Consider the following 15,763-nt stretch of genomic DNA (forward strand, 5'->3'; position numbering starts at 1 on the left):
ATTCTGGATTGGTTTCCGTTTGCCCCCTGAGTTCCATGACGGCTGAGCAACCCATTGCAGCCGAGCTACTTGGTCGCCCGATGACTTTAGGTTTAAAGTCAACTTTAAGGTCAATAGGTTTATCGAGGTGGATATGAGAATAGGCGAACTGGCGAAAATCAGCGGGTTGGCGCCGTCACGCATCCGCTTTTATGAGGCGAGTGGTCTGATCAAATCGGTCGAGCGTAAAGCCAATGGTTATCGCGATTATGCGCCTGACACCCAGTGGGTTCTGGAGATCATCACCGGCGCGCAGGCGGCGGGCTTTTCATTGGAAGAAATCCGCCAATTGATGCCGATGAATGCGAGTGGTTGGCAGCACGAAGAGTTGCTCAGTGGCCTCAAGCAAAAGGTTGAGGAAATCGAAGTCCTGCAGCAGCGGTTGGCCCAGAACAAGGTGCAACTTCTGCTGGTCATCAAGGGCATCGAGGGTAAGCCCGAGGGCATGGCGTGTGCGGACAATGCGCAATTGCTGTTGCATCGTCTGCGCGATGAGGGCGTGACATCCACTTCAGGCCGCCGTGATGCAGCGTCTCCCAGGAAAAAAACAGCCCGTCAGGCTTCCGAGGCCTGACAGGCGCAACAGGTTTCAGCGCTCGCCAACCAGGGTGGCAAGTGGTTTTGGCGCATAGAGCGCGCTCTGAAACTCAGGCACATATTCGTACTTCATCATTTTCCCCAGCTTCAGGGAGCGGAGGTAGTTCGACAGACTGCCGTCGCCCAGCGTGAGGGTGGCCGAATCCGCGTCCCGGCTGGAGCCATGGCTGAGCTGGCGGGAAACAGCGTACCCATAGGCCAGTTGGCCCTGGTGATCGAGATTGGTGAAACTGCTGGTGACGATATCGACATCGCGGGACAGGTCGTCGAGCTTCTTCGCTATGAAGGACACGTCCAGTTTGCCGGTCTGGCTGTCGGTAATGTCATACACCACCGATTGTGCATCCTCTTTGCGGTCAATGCCGGTCAGCCATTTCGGCAGGTTGTAACCGACGACACCACGCACCCTCGCCAGCTCGGTATTAACCGGCAGCTTGAGCACATAACCCCAGAAATCTCCAGACATCGACTGGCCAATCAGCGTGAACGGACCCAGATTGGCTTTGCCAGGTTTGTTGGTGATGATCGACACGGCCACCTCGTTGTAGGCGTCGTTATCGCAGTGCTCATAGGTGTACGCGGTGAACGCGATCAAGCCGCGACCTGGCCAGACTTGCAGCGGCTGCACGGTTGCCAGTACTTCGGGTGGCATCAGTGCCCGGAGCCGGTCCAGATCCGCCGTATAAACAGCCGTTACGCGACTGTTCTGGTAGTAAAAGTTTGGCGAGTACGACTCAAAGCCAATGTCGACCTTATTCTTCTCCAATCCCTTGAACCAGCTCAGATCAACGCCCGGTACTTCTGCTGCAATCACCGACAACGGAGGGTTGGAGCGAAAACGGTCGTACAGGCCGCCCTTGACGACGGGCACCTGGTGGCCTGCGATATCGATTGTGGTTGTGTCGGTCGGGCTGGGCATCTCAGGCGTCCCCGCCAACGCAGCGTTGGCAAAAGTGTTGAACAGTAATCCTGTTAAAACGGCGCTTGCGAGTTTCAATCGGTCTTTCTCCAGGTGATGGGTGTACTTGATGGATCAGCGAGCTACGTTGCCGGCGGAGAGCACGGCCATCACGGCCTCAGCCACGGCCTTGGGTGATTGAGGGTTCTGGCCGGTCATCAGCCGCCCATCGGTGATGGCAAATGACGTGAACGGCAGCCAGCCCTTGCGGTAACGCGCACCCTGGCTCACCAACCTGTCCTCAAGGAAGAAGGGCACCTGACTCTTCATGCCCGAGAACAGCTCTTCGCGGTCAGAGAATCCGGTGATGTTTTTGCCCTTGATGATCAACTGGCCTTGTTCATCCTTCAGATCCAGGAGTCCCGCTACACCATGGCAGACGGCCGATACAATGCCGCCCTGGTTGTAGATGGTTTCGGCGATGCGTCGCAGGTCGGGGTTATTGGGGAAATCCCACATAACACCGTGGCCTCCCGTGAAGTAGATGACGCTGAACCGGGACGGATCGACTTCGGCGATCGGTATCGTGTTTTGCAGGCGAGCGCGAAAGGCAGGGGACTGCAAATGCTCACGGGCAGCCTTGTCCATGTAAAGCCAGCCGAGGCTACGCTCGTCCAGAGGCACAGCGCCGCCCCTGGGGCTGGCAAAAACCGTCGTGTAGCCGGCCGCTTCCACCACATCGGTGAAATGGGTCAGTTCGGTCAGCCACAAGCCCGTGCTATCGGTTCGTGAGGGATAGCTGGCGTGGTTGGTCATGATCACCAGTATCTGGCGATCTTTTGCAACAACCGTGGAAGGGGCCGGCCCAGCATTTGCAAAAGTCATGAATGCACCGCCTATCAATACCAACGCACAGGAAATAAAGGTTTTCAACATCATCCAGGGTCCGACAGTCATGCGGGTCCGTGCATGCTGACCTTAAACCTCACTTTAAGGTCAACCCCCGCTGCTGCAAAAAAATGCCGCGGCTACTCGCACACTTTTGCTTGACCCTCAACCTGACTTTAACGCTAGCGTCTGACGCTGATTGAGCAAGGCAACAACGCTCGCCATCAATCCTGTCAGGAGCAACGCATGAGTCAGCAAGACAACCCGGATACGCAGATGAAATGGATGATTTACGGCGCCAACGGTTATACCGGCGAGTTGATCGCTCGAGATGCCGTCAAACGTGGACTCAGACCGGTGTTGGCAGGACGCAGCCGCGACAAGGTCGAAGTCCTGGCCCGTGAACTGGGCCTTGAAGCCCGGGTGTTCGGACTGGATGACGAGGCGCGGCTACTTGCCCAGATCAAGGGGCATGGCTTGGTCCTGCATTGCGCAGGACCATTTTCAGCGACCGCCGCACCGATGATGGAGGCCTGCTTGCGTGCCCATGCGCACTATCTGGACATCACCGGCGAGATTGCCGTATTCGAACATGCCCAATCCCTGAATGAGCGTGCGCGTGCGGCGGGCGTGGTGATTTGCCCCGGCGTCGGCTTTGATGTGATCCCCACTGACTGTGTCGCCGCGGCACTGAAAAACGCGCTGCCGGATGCAACGCATCTGGCGCTGGGGTTTGATTCGCGCTCCAGCTTTTCGCCCGGCACTGCCAAGACTTCAATCGAAGGCATGGCGCAGGGCGGCAAGGTACGCCGCGACGGGAAAATCGTGTCGGTACCGCTGGCATATCGGGTCCGTCGTATCGACTTCGGCGCCGGAGAGAAACTGGCCATGACCATTCCCTGGGGCGACGTTTCCACGGCTTATCACACCACCGGCATTGTCAATATTGAAGTGTTCATACCGGGTTCTGCCGGCATGATTCGCGGTGCCAGATTTGCCAATTTGATTCGTCCGCTGCTGGGTTTGTCGTTCGTGCAGAGGCAGCTCAAGGCACGCATCGGCAAGACAGTGGTCGGTCCGGATGAGGAAAAACGTGCAGATCAAGGCACCTATGTATGGGGCGAAGCCCGTAACGCTCGTGGAGATCGCAAGGTTGCGCGCGTGCACACTGCAAACGTCTACAGCTTGACGGTCGACGCTGCGTTGGCCGTGGTCGACTACCTGTTATGGATGCGACCGACTGGTGGGGCCTACACGCCTGCGCGGTTGTTGGGTGCCGATCTGGTGACGCACTTGCCAGGGTCAGGTGATTTGAAAGTCGAATAGCACTTGGGAGCCAACATGGAGCTAAATAGCAGTGGATCGAGTTCTTCATAAACCTTTCAAGTTCAAATCGCCGCTTATGGTTGAACGTCCGTTTTTGGCCGGTTTCTGCCGGTCACCACCGGCAGCTTTGGGATGAAAGCCACCTCTGACGACTCGACTGCGTCGGCCAAAACCAATTGCTTGCGGCACGGAACCTCTCATCTTTGGCATGACGCACACGTCCACATTTTCAAATGTTTAGCTTCGAAGCAGGAAAGGCGTCACCCTCGCGTCTCGACACGGCGAGACGTGTGAACTGCGGCAAGCGGCGTTCCAACAGGCCATTCGTCTCACCTGGGTCTGTTGACGTTTCGCTCCGAACCGCCGCGATCAGGGAAATGCGACCGCCGCCGCGAGATACAGCAGCAACGCCAGCAGCAACACCACGGTGAAGCCCAGGTGGATCGCCAGCAGGGTCGCCAGCACGGCCGCTACCACCGATACGCTGGCGTTGACGCCCCAGGCGATCGGCACCAGTGCTTCGGCGCGCGCGGAGACGCGCCCGAGTCCGAGCGGAAACGGCATGCCCATGGCGAACGCCAGCGGCGCTACCAGCGCGGCGCAGATACCGAACCTGGCGAGGGTCCGCACCGGCGCCAGCAGCTGGAACAACGGGGGCAGGGCGATCAGGTAGAGCAGGGCGATCGCGCAGATCGCCAGGACTGGCCGCGCGAGCGGATGACGGGGCCCCACACTCGTTCCAATGTCCCCCCGCCGCCGGCCGGAGTAACGGCTGCCGAGGCCAGCGAAGATCAGGAACGCGCTGAGCGTTACCGCCACCGAATACAACGGGTGGCTGAGGAAAAGGGTGAACTTCTGGATGAAGGCGATTTCCACGAACATGAAGGCGAAGCCGATGGCGGCGAAGTAGGACACGACCCGAAGTTCGAACCTGACCAAAGCCGCACTCCGAGAGCGCCGCTGGCGCCGCCACGCCACCCATAGCGGCGCCAGGATCAGCAGCGCGGCGGCCACGCTGGACTGCAGCAGTGTGGCGATCAGCACCGGATAGCCCCACTCCAGCATTGACAGGCCGCCCTGCTCCTTCAGCGCCAGCAGTTCCGGCAGCGAGCTCCATTTGAAGAAGTGGAAGAAATACGGCCGGTCATCCGTGGTCGGGCGCACGTCGAACTTGTAGCGTGCCAGGAACTCCGCGCGTTCGCCGGACAGCAGGGCCTGCGCCGCTTCGAAGAACCAGGGCCGGTCGAGCAGGTTGTAGCGGTTCGCCTCGGCCACGGTCATCCCGGGGTAGTAGGCCAGGTCGAAGGAGCGCGCCCGGCAGAACTCCCGCAACGCGGCAATGCCGGCGTCGTCGAAATCCCTGTTGCTGACCAGCAGCGTCACGGTCTTCCAGCCGCGGATCATGACGATGCGGCGCGCCGCGCTGGCCTGTCCGTCGCGCTCGATGGCCGCGGCTGCGGTGGCCAGTAGCCTGGGAACATCGCGGGGCGGCAGGGTGACCCAGCGGGTGATGGCCAACAGGCCGCCGGGCGCGAGATGGCGCAGGTATTCGGCGAAGGCATCCACCGTGTACAGGTAGTTCTCGGACAGTGCATGCAGGCCGCCCGAGGCGGTGCCGAAGGAGTCCAACAGGGCGATCTGGATCAGGTCGTAAGGCTCGCTGCGCGAAGCCACCAGGCCGCGCGCCTCGCCGATCAGCACACGGACGTTGGGCGCGCTGTACGGCTTGCCGGAGAAGTCGGCGAAGCGGCGCTGGACCAGATCGATCACCTGCGGGTTCAGTTCGATGGCATCCACCGCGCTGGCGCCGTGGTAGATCGCCTGCAGCACATCGGCGCCGGCGCCGCTGCCCAGCACCAGCACGCGGGGTTGCCGCAGCAGGTGATAGGGCAGAGCTGAAGTCAGGTAGTCCAGGTAGGCGAGCGGCTCCCGGCGCCCGTCATAGCGGTTCAGCACGGAAAGGCCGTCGCCGTCGGTGAAGATGGCCAGTTGTGCGGGCGGTTCCTGCGTCGCGTTGAGGCTCAGGCCCGGCGCGTGGCGCAGGGGAATGGTCGGGCTGTCGACGACCGTGAGCAGGCCCAGCGGACTCCAGGTCTGGGCGATTGCGCGCGCATCCTTTATACGCAGCGTCTGGCTCAGTTCCTTGTACTCGGAGGGCGACAGGGCGATCCAGCGCCCGGGCACGCCGGCCGGGACCGCGACTGCCGCCGCCAGCAGCAACGGCGCAAGCCAGTGCCTATGCCCCGTGCAAGCCATGCCGGCCAGCGCCCCGGCGGCGATGCCGGTGCCGCCCAGCAGCCGCAGCGCATCGACGGGCGTCAGGGCGAACAGCGCGGCGACGATCGCCAGGCTGCCCACGCCGGCGCCGAGAATGTCGAAGGCGTAGATCCGATGAATCTGTTCCTGAAAGCAGGTGAAGGTCAGGCAGATGCACACCGCCGCGCAGAAGAACGGTACGAACAGCAGCAGGTAGATCATCAGCAGGCGCGCCGACTGCCGCGCGTCCCAGAGGATCTCAAGGGGATTGAACGGAACCTGCTGGGCCAGGCTGAAGCAGGCGATGGCGCTCAGCCCGAACAGCACCGCGCCGCCGATGAACACGCTGTGGAAGCGCGGCGCCAGCACAGGTCGCGCCAGCGCCACGGCGGTGCCGGCAGCGCCATAGCCGAGCAGCGCGACGCTGATCATCATGTAGGCGAAATGGTGCCACTGGATGATCGAAAGCAGTCGCAGCAGCAGCACCTCATAGCCGAGCGCGGAGGCAGACAGCAGCGCCAGGGCGAGCAATGGCGGCGAATGCATGCTCAACCGCCTCCGACCAGTGGCACGAAGCGCACAGGCAGCATCTGCCGGGTGGACACACTGCCATCGCCGGCCTTCTCGATCAGCAGCAGGTACTGGATCATGAACGGCGCGCCAACCGGGATTACCATCCGTCCGCCGGCCTTGAGCTGGGCGATCAGTGGCGGCGGCACATGGCTGGCGGCGGCGGTGACGAGGATGGCGTCGTAAGGCCCGTGCTCTGGCCAGCCGTGGTAGCCATCGCCCAGCCGGGCCTGCACCTTCGCATATCCCAGCCGGCCCAGGCGCTCCCCGGCCTGCACCGCCAGCGGCTCGATGATCTCCATCGTGTAGACCGCCTGCGCCAGCTCGGCGAGGATCGCCGCCTGGTAACCCGAGCCAGTGCCGATCTCGAGTACCACGTCGCCGGGCCCGACCTGTGTCAGGTCGGTCATCAGGGCGACGATGTAGGGCTGGGAGATGGTCTGGCCGTAGCCGATCGGCAGCGGGCGATTCTCGTAGGCGTAGGGCACCTCGTCGGGCGGGACGAACTTATGGCGTGGCACCTTGGCCATCGCGGCCATCACCGGCGCGGCAAACTCGACCCTGCCGGTTTCGTCGCGGGTGACGGACGACATGTTGGCGATCTCCCGCACCATGGCGTCGCGCAACGGCGCGAACGGGTCGTCGGCATGCAGGCCGGCGGGATGCCAGCGCCAGAGCGATGGCAGGCGCCAGGATGCGCGTCAGGAGCATCACCGGCTTCACAATGACTCATCCGCCTGAGGAATAGTCGAATCGTATGGCCGGCGGGCTGGCTCGGCAAGCCCGGGGGAGGGGCCGGCGACCAAACCGGGCTGCGGCGACTGCCTGAGAAAATATCGCAACCCGTAACTGCACTGATAGCACCCAGCCAGTCCATGCGGTGATACAAAAGTGAATGCGATTGTCAGCTAGTGGCCGATTTCTGCCTTCCACGACTGGCCGAAACCGGCCAGAAGTGGTCACCTCTGCGCTTCACAAGCACGACTCTCAGGCGCGTTTGGGGAGCTTCCAGTTCGGGCGGATGAAGTGGCATGTGTAGCCATTCGGTATACGCTCGAGGTAATCCTGGTGCTCCGGCTCCGCTTCCCAAAAAGGTCCCGCCGGTTCGATTTCGGTGACAACCCGTCCTGGCCACAGGTGTGAAGCATCGACATCGGCAGCGGTGTCCTCGGCAATGTCGCGTTGCTGTTCGCTGAGGTAGTAGATCGCCGAACGATAGCTGGGGCCCAGGTCATTACCCTGACGGTTGGGCGTGCTGGGGTCGTGTATCTGGAAGAAGAACTCAAGGATCTGCCGGTAGCTGATCACGGCAGGGTCGAAGACGATCTCGATGGCTTCGGCGTGGTTGCCATGGTTGCGGTAGGTGGCATTCGGCACATCGCCGCCGGTGTACCCGACCCGCGTGTGCAGCACACCGGGATAGCGCCGCAGCAGATCCTGCATGCCCCAGAAGCAACCTCCGGCGAGAATGGCAGTTTCGGTTTGAATGGTCATGGTCTGTCGTTCCTCTCGGAGGAGTTGGGTATAGCCATTGTTATGAGGGCGTGTTGGCCAATTCCAAGGATTCGCGCAAACAGAACGGGAAAGACTGTAGTTGGCCGATCTCTGCCTTCCACGACCGGCTGAATCCGACCCATTGCGGACGCTGGCGGTAGTAAAGGTTGACTGTTCATCTAGCCGCATAGGAGCATGCCGGCCAGAACTCTTTCGACAATCCGCCGATGCAAGGATGCCTATGCCTGTAGATCTTGATGAGTTGTTGGAAAGCGTAAACGATGAGCAATCGTTCATTGGGTTTATCGAGGCTCTTGGTTCTGATTTTGCCAATGAGCGTGTGTTAGAGGAGACGACGCCATCACCCCCCTATGGACCCGGCGCCTTGGGGTGGGAAAATGGAACTGTAGATGCGTTTCTTGAGTCAACTGCTGCTTGGGCGACCGCCAGTAGCAACAGCTCTCTGTCGAACGCTCCGGTATCAAACGTATGGCTGCGTTGCGCAACCATTTTGCTTGCTGGCAAGTTTTATGAGTGAGCGCTCTTCCTTCAGAGCGAATCGAGAAACTCATTCAGTCCGCTTCTGGCCGATCGGTGCCTGTCGCGAAGGGCAGCGTGCGCCCCATAGAAGCCTGTTGCACCAGGTAGAAAACGGCAAAAAAGCGGTCATTCAATAACGTTCAAGGTCCGGGTTTCTGTGCAGCTTTATCGCGGCGCGTCCCCTGCACCACCGGGTTAGGGCTCACGTTAATAAGCTCAACCGGAACGGGTGAGTCACTGTAGACTTCTGGAAGAGCTTTCTTGCCTTTTTTATCTAGACGCGGGCGGTACTCAAGGGTCAACTTATTGCCATTCCAGTACATGCGAACAATATCTGTAAAATTCATTATTGCAGCAATTTTAAACTTCACCGGGAGAATAGAGTCTGCAGGAATAACAGAGACTTGTAGTAGCGGTTCGATGTCATTGAGAGGGTTATGCAAGGCGCAGTAGCGATTGTATGCGATTGCAGTAAGTCCAACTTTTTCGCTGGTCGTTTGTAGGATTACTCTATCCTCACATACGTAATCTTGGACGTGTTTTACGAGATGTAGAATCAATGCAAGACCAAACAGTGTCCATCCAAATTTTCGCACAAACGCTTCAAGCTTCTTGTATCTTCCTTCATTGTTTCGCGTGTCGTAATGATCAATGATCACCGCAGTCAGGTTAGCCACCAGACACAGCAGCGCTCCATACATGATCCATGCTGGGTAGCCATACAGTGTTAATACCCCACGCTTGGTGGGAATCATAAAATTGTCGGTGACCACTCCAAATGTTCCATAGATTAGGAAGGTGACTGACAACGCAATATTTCGTAAGCGGACCTTTAAATGAACTGCGTTCGGGGTGTAAGCGGGTTCAGAAACAATTGCGTTTCCGTCATTGGGTGTGTGGGTAGGTTTCTCTGGAGTAGTCTGATTTTGCATGTTGTGATTGCTCATTGCTGACTCTCCGAACCCTAACGTTGAGCTAAAGGAAGCTAATTGCTACGGCCTAGGGGGATTTCATATTCTTCAATGCAAGTGTTCAGCGTGCGAGTTCAGGATAGACAATTTGCGCAATATCTGTGCTCCATCAAGTCACAGGGTATTGTGAGTCAACGACTTCATCAGGGCTGAAAAGTGTCTGCTTGTGGCCGATTACTGCCTGTCGCGAAGAGCTTCAACCGACCCAGGCAGCCCGTCAGTAGTCTTGGAGGTTCTTTTCTTTGACCTGTTCATCTGCCCACCCCGGCTGCCGCTCGAATTCCTCGAACAGTTCGAAAATGGTCGACTTGACCTTCTGCACGGCATTGCTCTCTACAACCGTGTCATGCCAGCACAGCGAAAGATCCCGCTTGAACAGTCGATGATCGATCCTGGCCAGCTTGAGCCTGTGTTGCACAAGCTCAACATGGGCCGCGGCCCACGGCAGGATCGTGACACCGAGCTGCGCCTTGACGGCTGAGAACAACAGGTCGGTGGAATTGGCTTCGAATTCAACCTCGCATTTCAGGCCGGATTCCTGCAGTGCAAATTCGACCCGACTGCGAATGGTGTTCGGAGCACAGGGCAGCACCAGCGGCATCTTCGCCAATGCCTCAATCGACACCGGTTCATCCGATAATGGAAATTCCGGCCACGCCACCAGGTACAGCGTTTCGGTTAACAGCCGCCGGAAAGCCATGCCCCGGGTTTCGACCACATCGACATTCACCGCCAGTGCCACTCGCCCTACCGTAATCAGACGTCCGAGTTCGGCGCTCGGAGAATCGATCAATTCCAGCTTGATGCCCGGATAACGGCTGCGAATCGTGCGCGCGAGCGGAATTGCCAGCATACGCGCCGTACTCGACGGCATGCCGACCGAGACTTTGCCTTGCGGGAATTCGGCGTCCTGGCGCAGCAGTTCGTGGGTGCCGTCGGCCTGGCGCAGCAGTTCGATGGCATGCCGATAAAGCGTTTGCCCGGCCGCCGTGGGAACAACGCCATGCACGCTGCGCTCGAGCAGTTGCATGCCCATGTCCTGTTCCAGGTTGCGCATCTGCTGGCTGATGGCTGGCTGCGCGATATGCAGCGTTTCACTGGCGCGGGTGATGTTCCCGCACTCGACCACCTTGATGAAATACCGCAACTGGCGCAGGTCCATGTGTACCCTCCCAAGCCATATGATTTTCCGATGAGTTTAGAGGAATATCATATTTGAAGGATATGAGATACGGCGCCTAGACTCGTCTCACAACACGAAGCGCTCACGGTCGTCGAAGGCGAGTAGCGCTTCAAAGGCCTTGGCGCAATGGCCCGTATTCAACCCTTCAATGGAGAATCCCATGCAAGCTTTGCAAGGCGTGAAAATCGTCGACCTGAGTCGCGCACTGTCGGGGCCGTTCTGCACCATGGTGCTGGCAGACCTCGGTGCCGATGTGATCAAGATCGAGCCCGGCCCGACTGGCGATATGAGCCGCACCTGGGGCCCTTTCGACCGGGGCGTGAGCACCTACTATTTATCGTGTAACCGCAACAAGCGCGGCGTGTGCATTGACTTGCGCAATCCCGAAGGGTTGACCACCATCCAGCAGCTGATCGATGACGCCGACGTCGTCATCGAGAACTTCAAGCCTGGCACGCTGGAAAGCATGGGCCTCGGTTATGAGGTGCTCAGCGCCCGCAATCCGCGACTGGTAATGGGCAGCATTAACGCCTTTGGCGCCGACGGGCCGATGAGCAGTTGGCCGGGCTTCGACCAGATCGCCCAAGGCTACTCGGGGCTGATGAGCCTGACCGGTTTCGTCGATGGCGACCCGACACGCACCGGTACCGCCATCGGCGATTTGACTTCGGGCATGTGGTTGGTGACAGCGGTGCTGGCCGCGCTGCTCGAGCGTGAGCGCACCGGGCGCGGCCAACATGTCAGCACGTCGCTGCTGGCCAGTCTGGTCGGGTTGCTGAGTGTGCACGGCCAACGCTACCTCAGCCTGGGGGATGTGCCGCGCCGCACCGGCAACGCCCATTCGGTGATTGCACCTTACGGCGTATTCCAGACAAAGGATGGCCCGCTCAATCTGGCGCCGATCACCTCGCCCATGTGGGGGCGTTTGTGCGCACTGCTCGATTTGCCCGAGCTGCCGGACGATCCGCGCTTCGCCACCAATGAAGCGAGGGTCGAACGTCGTGATGAATTGAGAGAGATTCTGGAAAGTCGTTTGAAAACCCGCAGCAAACGCGAGTGGACCTCGCTGTTCGTCGACGCAGGATTACCCGCCGGCCCGATCAACACACTCGATGAGGTTTTCGACGATCCGCAGGTGCTGCACAGCCAACTGACCGAGACACTCACGCATCCGACACTTGGTGCACTGCGTCAGGTAGTGACCCCGGTGTTCTGCGACACTGACAGCGTTGTCAGCCGCCCGCCGCCACTGCTTGGCGAACACACCGTCGAAGTATTGCGCGAAGCCGGTTTCGACACTGCATCAATCAACGCATTGCTCGCCGCGAAAATAGTGTTCCAGAACTCCGATGACATGACCGGCGCGCAATCGACAGGAGCTACACAATGAATCCAGCCTCTTCCATAACCGTGACCGTCAACCGGGTCGATGAACGCATCGCGCGGCTGGTCTTCAGCAACCCCACACAGCGCAATGCACTCAGCGCGCAGCTGCTGACGGCGCTCGACGAAAGTCTCGTCGCCCTGGCGTCACAACGCATCCCGGTGGTGATCCTCGGCAGCGAAGTCGGCCAATCCGTGTGGAGTGCCGGCCACGATATCCGCGAACTGCAACACGACCGCGACCCGATTGCCTATGGCAAACCGCTCGAACAGGTATTGCGCCGCATCCGCGCCTATCCCGGCGTGGTGATTGCCCTGGTGTCCGGCTCGGTGTGGGGCGGCGCGGTGGATCTGGTAATGAGCTGCGACATGGTCGTCGCGGACCGCAGCGCAAGCTTTGCCATGACTCCAGTGAACATTGGATTGCCGTACACCACCAGTGGATTGCTGCGCTTCTTCAACAACTTGCCGATTCATGTGTTGAAGGAGATGTTTTTCACTGCACAGAAGCTCGATGCGCAGCGGGCAGAGCGGTTTGGTCTGGTCAATCGACTGGTCGACACTGATGTGCTGGAAGCGACCGCGCTGGAACTGGCACACGGCATCGCCAGCAAAGCACCGCTGGCCGTTGCGGCGGTCAAGGAACAGCTGCGTATCCTCGAAGACCTGCAACCGATTCCGGTGCAGGCGATGGAGCAGATTGCCGAACTGCGCCGACAAGCCTGCGAAAGTGCTGACTTTGGCGAAGGACTGGCAGCCTTTGCCGAGCGCCGGCCAGCCGCATTCAATGGCAATTAGCACGACAGAATTGAAAGCTTCTGTGTTTGTACGACCGGCTACGCAGGCAAGGCACGCTTCCTCGTTTCGGCGCACGCCCGGCCCGACGTGAGTCGGTTGCTAAACATCCCGAAAAAATAACAACAAGGACGGTACCTGCGGGACCGTCCGAATGCGGGGAGTCAGATTGAAATGAATAATGAAATTCTGTCAATTTTAGTGCTGGTGGTCATTTTCGGCATCGCTAGCGTGTTGCCCATCAACATGGGCGCGCTGGCGTTCGCAGCGGCCTTTATCGTCGGTTCGGTGATAATGGACATGACATCGGCGACCATCTTCGCCGGCTTTCCCAGTGACCTGTTCCTGACTTTGGTCGGTGTCACCTATTTGTTCGGCATCGCCCAGAACAACGGCACCATCGACTGGCTGATCGAACGGGCAGTGTTGATGGTGCGTGGCCATGTCGCCTGGATACCCTGGGTGATGTTCGTGGTGGCGGCGCTGCTCACCGGTTTCGGTGCGCTGAGCCCTGCGGTGGCAGCGATCCTCGCGCCTATTGCTCTCAACTTCGCCGTGCAGTACCGCATCAACCCGGTGCTCATGGGACTGATGGTGATTCACGGCGCTCAAGGCGGCAGTTTCTCCCCTGTGAGTATTTTCGGTGGCATAACCAATCAGATCGTTGCGTCCTCCGGGCTGCCTTATGCACCGTTCACTCTGTTCATCGCCAGCCTGCTGTTCAACCTGGGGATTGCCATGGTGGTATTCGTAGTCTTCGGTGGTTTACGTAGCGCTCGCCTGTCATTGGTGGCGGTCCTGCCCGGTCCCGAGTTGCATGCTGCTGGTGCATCGCTGGCCATTCTTGGCCACGGCGGTACGCCGGCGTCCCCTGCTTATCATCGTACTGACCTGACGGGTGCCGGTGCGCCGCTACAGGCCCTCAGCGGCCTGGACGGGGCCAAGCTGTCGACGCTGGTCGGGCTGTTGGCCCTGGCGATCTCGGCATTAGTGTTCAAGTTCAATATCGGGTTGGTGGCCATGACGGTCGCGGTGGTCCTGGCCATGTTCGCGCCCAAGGCGCAGAAGGCGGCCATTGACAAGGTCAGCTGGTCGACTGTTCTGCTGATCACCGGGATCATCACTTACATCGGAGTGATGCAGACCATCGGTACCATCGACTATGTCGCCCATGGCATCTCCGGCTTGGGTGAACCGCTGCTGGTCGCTTTGCTGCTGTGCTTCACTGCCGCAATTATCTCGTCCTTCGCTTCGTCCACGGCATTGCTAGGGGTGATCATTCCCCTGGCCGTGCCATTCTTGAGCCAGGGCCACATCAGTGCGGTCGGCGTGGTCGCGGCTATCGCCATTTCCACCACTATCGTCGACACCAGTCCGTTCTCCACTAATGGTGCGCTGGTGGTTGCCAATACCCCCCCGCAAGAGCGAGAAAAAGTGTTGCGCAGCCTGCTGATCTACAGCGCGGTGGTTGCCCTGGTGGGACCCTGTGTTGCCTGGTTGACCCTGGTGGTGCCCGGGGGGCTCTGAGCTATCGGGTCAGGCCCTGGTCAGCCGGACGGACTCAATTTTTCCGCCCCCCGCCCTGGATAATTCAGCACAAACCGGACATGCGCCTTCACCCCTGTAGCCAGGGTCGCATCGTCCGCGGTGAAGTAGGGGGCTGTGGTTGTTCGGGACCTTCTGCATGTTCTGGTCTGCAGGCGTTGCCCCAACATACAAGGAGCCAGCTTGCTGGCGATGCTCGTTAACGATGACGCGGGTGAACTGGATAAACACGGCGCACTTGAGTTCATCGCCAGCAGGCTGGCTCCTACAGTTTCCCGGGATTGCGTGAAGAACCAAAAATAAGGACATTCGCTCTGTAACACGATGAATATCAAGGTGGTTTTTAAGGTTATTACTTTCTGCTCACCCGCCGTTTGGCTAGATGTCTACTTCAGCGCCAAGGCCAGGCCGGGGTCCATGGCCGACTATAATTCAGTGTGGGGGGGACCGTCGGAGGTGGCGCTATGCGTATCTTCAAGCAACTCCTGCTCTTGGTCGCGGGGCTTCTGGCAAGCAACCTCTCGCTGGAGGCAATCAGCAGTGGCGGCCCCGGTCTAAATCCTCATCCGGCCGTTCTGGTCAGTGGGCAGCCACAGCAATGCGGGCAATTCCACAATTTCCACAGGGGCTCGTTTCATACGGGAAACCGGCATTTCGTGCCAATGCACAACCGGCATTTCGTGTCAGTACACAACCAGCACTTCGTACCAATGCAAACCCGGCATTTCGTGCCAATACACAACCAGCACTTCGTACCAATGCAAACCCGGCAATTCGTGCCAGTACTCAACCAGCGCTTCGTGCCAATGGACAACCGGCATTTCGTACCAATGCACAACCGGCAATTCATACCGATCCACCGGGTGAACAGCTTCGAGGTGATAAGAGGGCCCGGGTTCAGCAATCAGCCCTTCGGTTCCAGGCACGTTCACTTTGTGCGTCAGTTCGATCCGCGGACGGGGCAGTTACTGATTCGGGAATTTGACCGGTGAAGCATGCCGCTCCAGCAAACTGAGCAGCAACAACTCACACCATCCGTTCCTGGCGTAAAACCTCACCCATGGTCACTTCCTGAATACCTTGGCGCATGACCCGACCTCTTGCTGCAGGAAAAAAAGAGGCCGATCGGCCTAATGCCGATCAGTTAAGCGCTAATGCGATCTGTAGCAGCTGCCGAGCCCGCGAGGCTGCGTTCGGCTGCGAAGCAGTCGTAAAATCAGTCATTGCGGTACGTCAGGCAGGCCGCGTCAGCTGGACTCACGACTGCTATGCAGCCGA

The 15,763-nt window shown here is 59.3% G+C and carries 14 protein-coding genes and 1 pseudogene; 6 read left to right on the forward strand and 9 right to left on the reverse strand.

Features of this window, described 5'->3' with window-relative positions; all coding sequences use genetic code 11:
* The first annotated feature begins 133 nt into the window (after positions 1-133).
* Positions 134-613 (forward strand): MerR family transcriptional regulator, encoded by a 480-nt coding sequence (locus tag ACEN8Z_RS14650; RefSeq protein ID WP_495594635.1) that lies wholly within the window; start codon positions 134-136, stop codon positions 611-613.
* A gap of 15 nt (positions 614-628) precedes the next feature.
* Here ACEN8Z_RS14650 and ACEN8Z_RS14655 read toward each other — a convergent pair whose 3' ends face one another.
* Positions 629-1,555: an acetoacetate decarboxylase (ADC) gene (locus tag ACEN8Z_RS14655; protein ID WP_495594636.1), complete on the reverse strand. Its 927-nt coding sequence runs from the start codon at positions 1,553-1,555 to the stop codon at positions 629-631.
* Between the two features lie 114 nt (positions 1,556-1,669).
* Complete coding sequence (locus ACEN8Z_RS14660; protein ID WP_495598129.1) at positions 1,670-2,473, reverse strand: type 1 glutamine amidotransferase domain-containing protein; 804 nt, start codon at positions 2,471-2,473, stop codon at positions 1,670-1,672.
* 195 nt (positions 2,474-2,668) lie between these two features.
* Here ACEN8Z_RS14660 and ACEN8Z_RS14665 point away from each other — a divergent pair, with 195 nt between their 5' ends.
* Positions 2,669-3,748, forward strand: a complete 1,080-nt coding sequence (locus ACEN8Z_RS14665; RefSeq protein ID WP_495594637.1) for a saccharopine dehydrogenase family protein — start codon at positions 2,669-2,671, stop codon at positions 3,746-3,748.
* 369 nt (positions 3,749-4,117) lie between these two features.
* On the opposite strand, the gene ACEN8Z_RS14670 is transcribed toward ACEN8Z_RS14665, so the two are convergent.
* The 3 genes from ACEN8Z_RS14670 to msrA form a co-directional block, all read right to left on the reverse strand.
* Entirely contained in the window at positions 4,118-6,550 is a 2,433-nt protein-coding gene (locus ACEN8Z_RS14670; protein ID WP_495594638.1) for an SAM-dependent methyltransferase, read from the reverse strand.
* A gap of 2 nt (positions 6,551-6,552) precedes the next feature.
* Entirely contained in the window at positions 6,553-7,167 is a 615-nt protein-coding gene (locus tag ACEN8Z_RS14675; RefSeq protein ID WP_495594639.1) for a protein-L-isoaspartate(D-aspartate) O-methyltransferase, read from the reverse strand.
* A 394-nt stretch (positions 7,168-7,561) separates the two neighbouring features.
* Positions 7,562-8,068 carry a peptide-methionine (S)-S-oxide reductase MsrA gene (gene msrA / locus ACEN8Z_RS14680; RefSeq protein WP_495594640.1) on the reverse strand — a complete coding sequence of 169 codons (507 nt, stop codon included), beginning with the start codon at positions 8,066-8,068 and terminating at the stop codon, positions 7,562-7,564.
* A 241-nt stretch (positions 8,069-8,309) separates the two neighbouring features.
* Between msrA and ACEN8Z_RS14685 the strand changes: the two genes are divergently transcribed.
* A complete protein-coding gene (locus ACEN8Z_RS14685; RefSeq protein WP_495594641.1) occupies positions 8,310-8,606 on the forward strand; it encodes a DUF7660 family protein in 297 nt (98 codons plus the stop codon).
* Positions 8,607-8,748: 142 nt separating this feature from the next.
* Here the strand turns inward: ACEN8Z_RS14685 and ACEN8Z_RS14690 are convergent, their stop codons facing one another.
* Together ACEN8Z_RS14690 and ACEN8Z_RS14695 are read right to left on the reverse strand one after the other, a co-directional pair.
* On the reverse strand, positions 8,749-9,555 hold the full coding sequence (locus tag ACEN8Z_RS14690) for a hypothetical protein (protein ID WP_495594642.1): 807 nt from the start codon (positions 9,553-9,555) through the stop codon (positions 8,749-8,751).
* Between the two features lie 241 nt (positions 9,556-9,796).
* Positions 9,797-10,741, reverse strand: coding sequence for a LysR substrate-binding domain-containing protein (locus tag ACEN8Z_RS14695; protein WP_495594643.1), 945 nt, complete (start codon positions 10,739-10,741; stop codon positions 9,797-9,799).
* 181 nt (positions 10,742-10,922) lie between these two features.
* Between ACEN8Z_RS14695 and ACEN8Z_RS14700 the strand changes: the two genes are divergently transcribed.
* The 3 genes from ACEN8Z_RS14700 (at position 10,923) to ACEN8Z_RS14710 (ending at position 14,467) form a co-directional block, all read left to right on the forward strand.
* Positions 10,923-12,152 (forward strand): CaiB/BaiF CoA transferase family protein, encoded by a 1,230-nt coding sequence (locus ACEN8Z_RS14700; protein WP_495594644.1) that lies wholly within the window; start codon positions 10,923-10,925, stop codon positions 12,150-12,152.
* Positions 12,149-12,943 carry a methylmalonyl-CoA decarboxylase gene (scpB, locus tag ACEN8Z_RS14705; RefSeq protein WP_116265340.1) on the forward strand — a complete coding sequence of 265 codons (795 nt, stop codon included), beginning with the start codon at positions 12,149-12,151 and terminating at the stop codon, positions 12,941-12,943. Before ACEN8Z_RS14700 ends, scpB begins: the two co-directional genes overlap by 4 nt.
* Before the next feature lie 171 nt (positions 12,944-13,114).
* Positions 13,115-14,467: an SLC13 family permease gene (locus tag ACEN8Z_RS14710; protein ID WP_495594645.1), complete on the forward strand. Its 1,353-nt coding sequence runs from the start codon at positions 13,115-13,117 to the stop codon at positions 14,465-14,467.
* Between the two features lie 20 nt (positions 14,468-14,487).
* Here the strand turns inward: ACEN8Z_RS14710 and ACEN8Z_RS14715 are convergent.
* Together ACEN8Z_RS14715 and ACEN8Z_RS14720 are read right to left on the reverse strand one after the other, a co-directional pair.
* Positions 14,488-14,659: pseudogene (locus tag ACEN8Z_RS14715) on the reverse strand (amidohydrolase); the annotation flags it as partial.
* 509 nt (positions 14,660-15,168) lie between these two features.
* Entirely contained in the window at positions 15,169-15,417 is a 249-nt protein-coding gene (locus ACEN8Z_RS14720; RefSeq protein WP_495594646.1) for a hypothetical protein, read from the reverse strand.
* Positions 15,418-15,763: the final 346 nt, after the last annotated feature.

The organism is Pseudomonas sp. Pseusp10 (assembly GCF_059492225.1).

Excerpts from the sequence above, each read along its gene's own strand:
- ACEN8Z_RS14650 (WP_495594635.1), top strand. The coding sequence starts at position 134 with ATGAGAATAGGCGAACTGGCGAAAATCAGCGGGTTGGCGCCGTCACGC.
- ACEN8Z_RS14655 (WP_495594636.1), bottom strand. The coding sequence starts at position 1,555 with ATGCCCAGCCCGACCGACACAACCACAATCGATATCGCAGGCCACCAG.
- ACEN8Z_RS14660 (WP_495598129.1), bottom strand. The coding sequence starts at position 2,473 with ATGATGTTGAAAACCTTTATTTCCTGTGCGTTGGTATTGATAGGCGGT.
- ACEN8Z_RS14665 (WP_495594637.1), top strand. The coding sequence starts at position 2,669 with ATGAGTCAGCAAGACAACCCGGATACGCAGATGAAATGGATGATTTAC.
- ACEN8Z_RS14670 (WP_495594638.1), bottom strand. The coding sequence starts at position 6,550 with ATGCATTCGCCGCCATTGCTCGCCCTGGCGCTGCTGTCTGCCTCCGCG.
- ACEN8Z_RS14675 (WP_495594639.1), bottom strand. The coding sequence starts at position 7,167 with ATGTCGTCCGTCACCCGCGACGAAACCGGCAGGGTCGAGTTTGCCGCG.
- msrA (WP_495594640.1), bottom strand. The coding sequence starts at position 8,068 with ATGACCATTCAAACCGAAACTGCCATTCTCGCCGGAGGTTGCTTCTGG.
- ACEN8Z_RS14685 (WP_495594641.1), top strand. The coding sequence starts at position 8,310 with ATGCCTGTAGATCTTGATGAGTTGTTGGAAAGCGTAAACGATGAGCAA.
- ACEN8Z_RS14690 (WP_495594642.1), bottom strand. The coding sequence starts at position 9,555 with ATGAGCAATCACAACATGCAAAATCAGACTACTCCAGAGAAACCTACC.
- ACEN8Z_RS14695 (WP_495594643.1), bottom strand. The coding sequence starts at position 10,741 with ATGGACCTGCGCCAGTTGCGGTATTTCATCAAGGTGGTCGAGTGCGGG.
- ACEN8Z_RS14700 (WP_495594644.1), top strand. The coding sequence starts at position 10,923 with ATGCAAGCTTTGCAAGGCGTGAAAATCGTCGACCTGAGTCGCGCACTG.
- scpB (WP_116265340.1), top strand. The coding sequence starts at position 12,149 with ATGAATCCAGCCTCTTCCATAACCGTGACCGTCAACCGGGTCGATGAA.
- ACEN8Z_RS14710 (WP_495594645.1), top strand. The coding sequence starts at position 13,115 with ATGAATAATGAAATTCTGTCAATTTTAGTGCTGGTGGTCATTTTCGGC.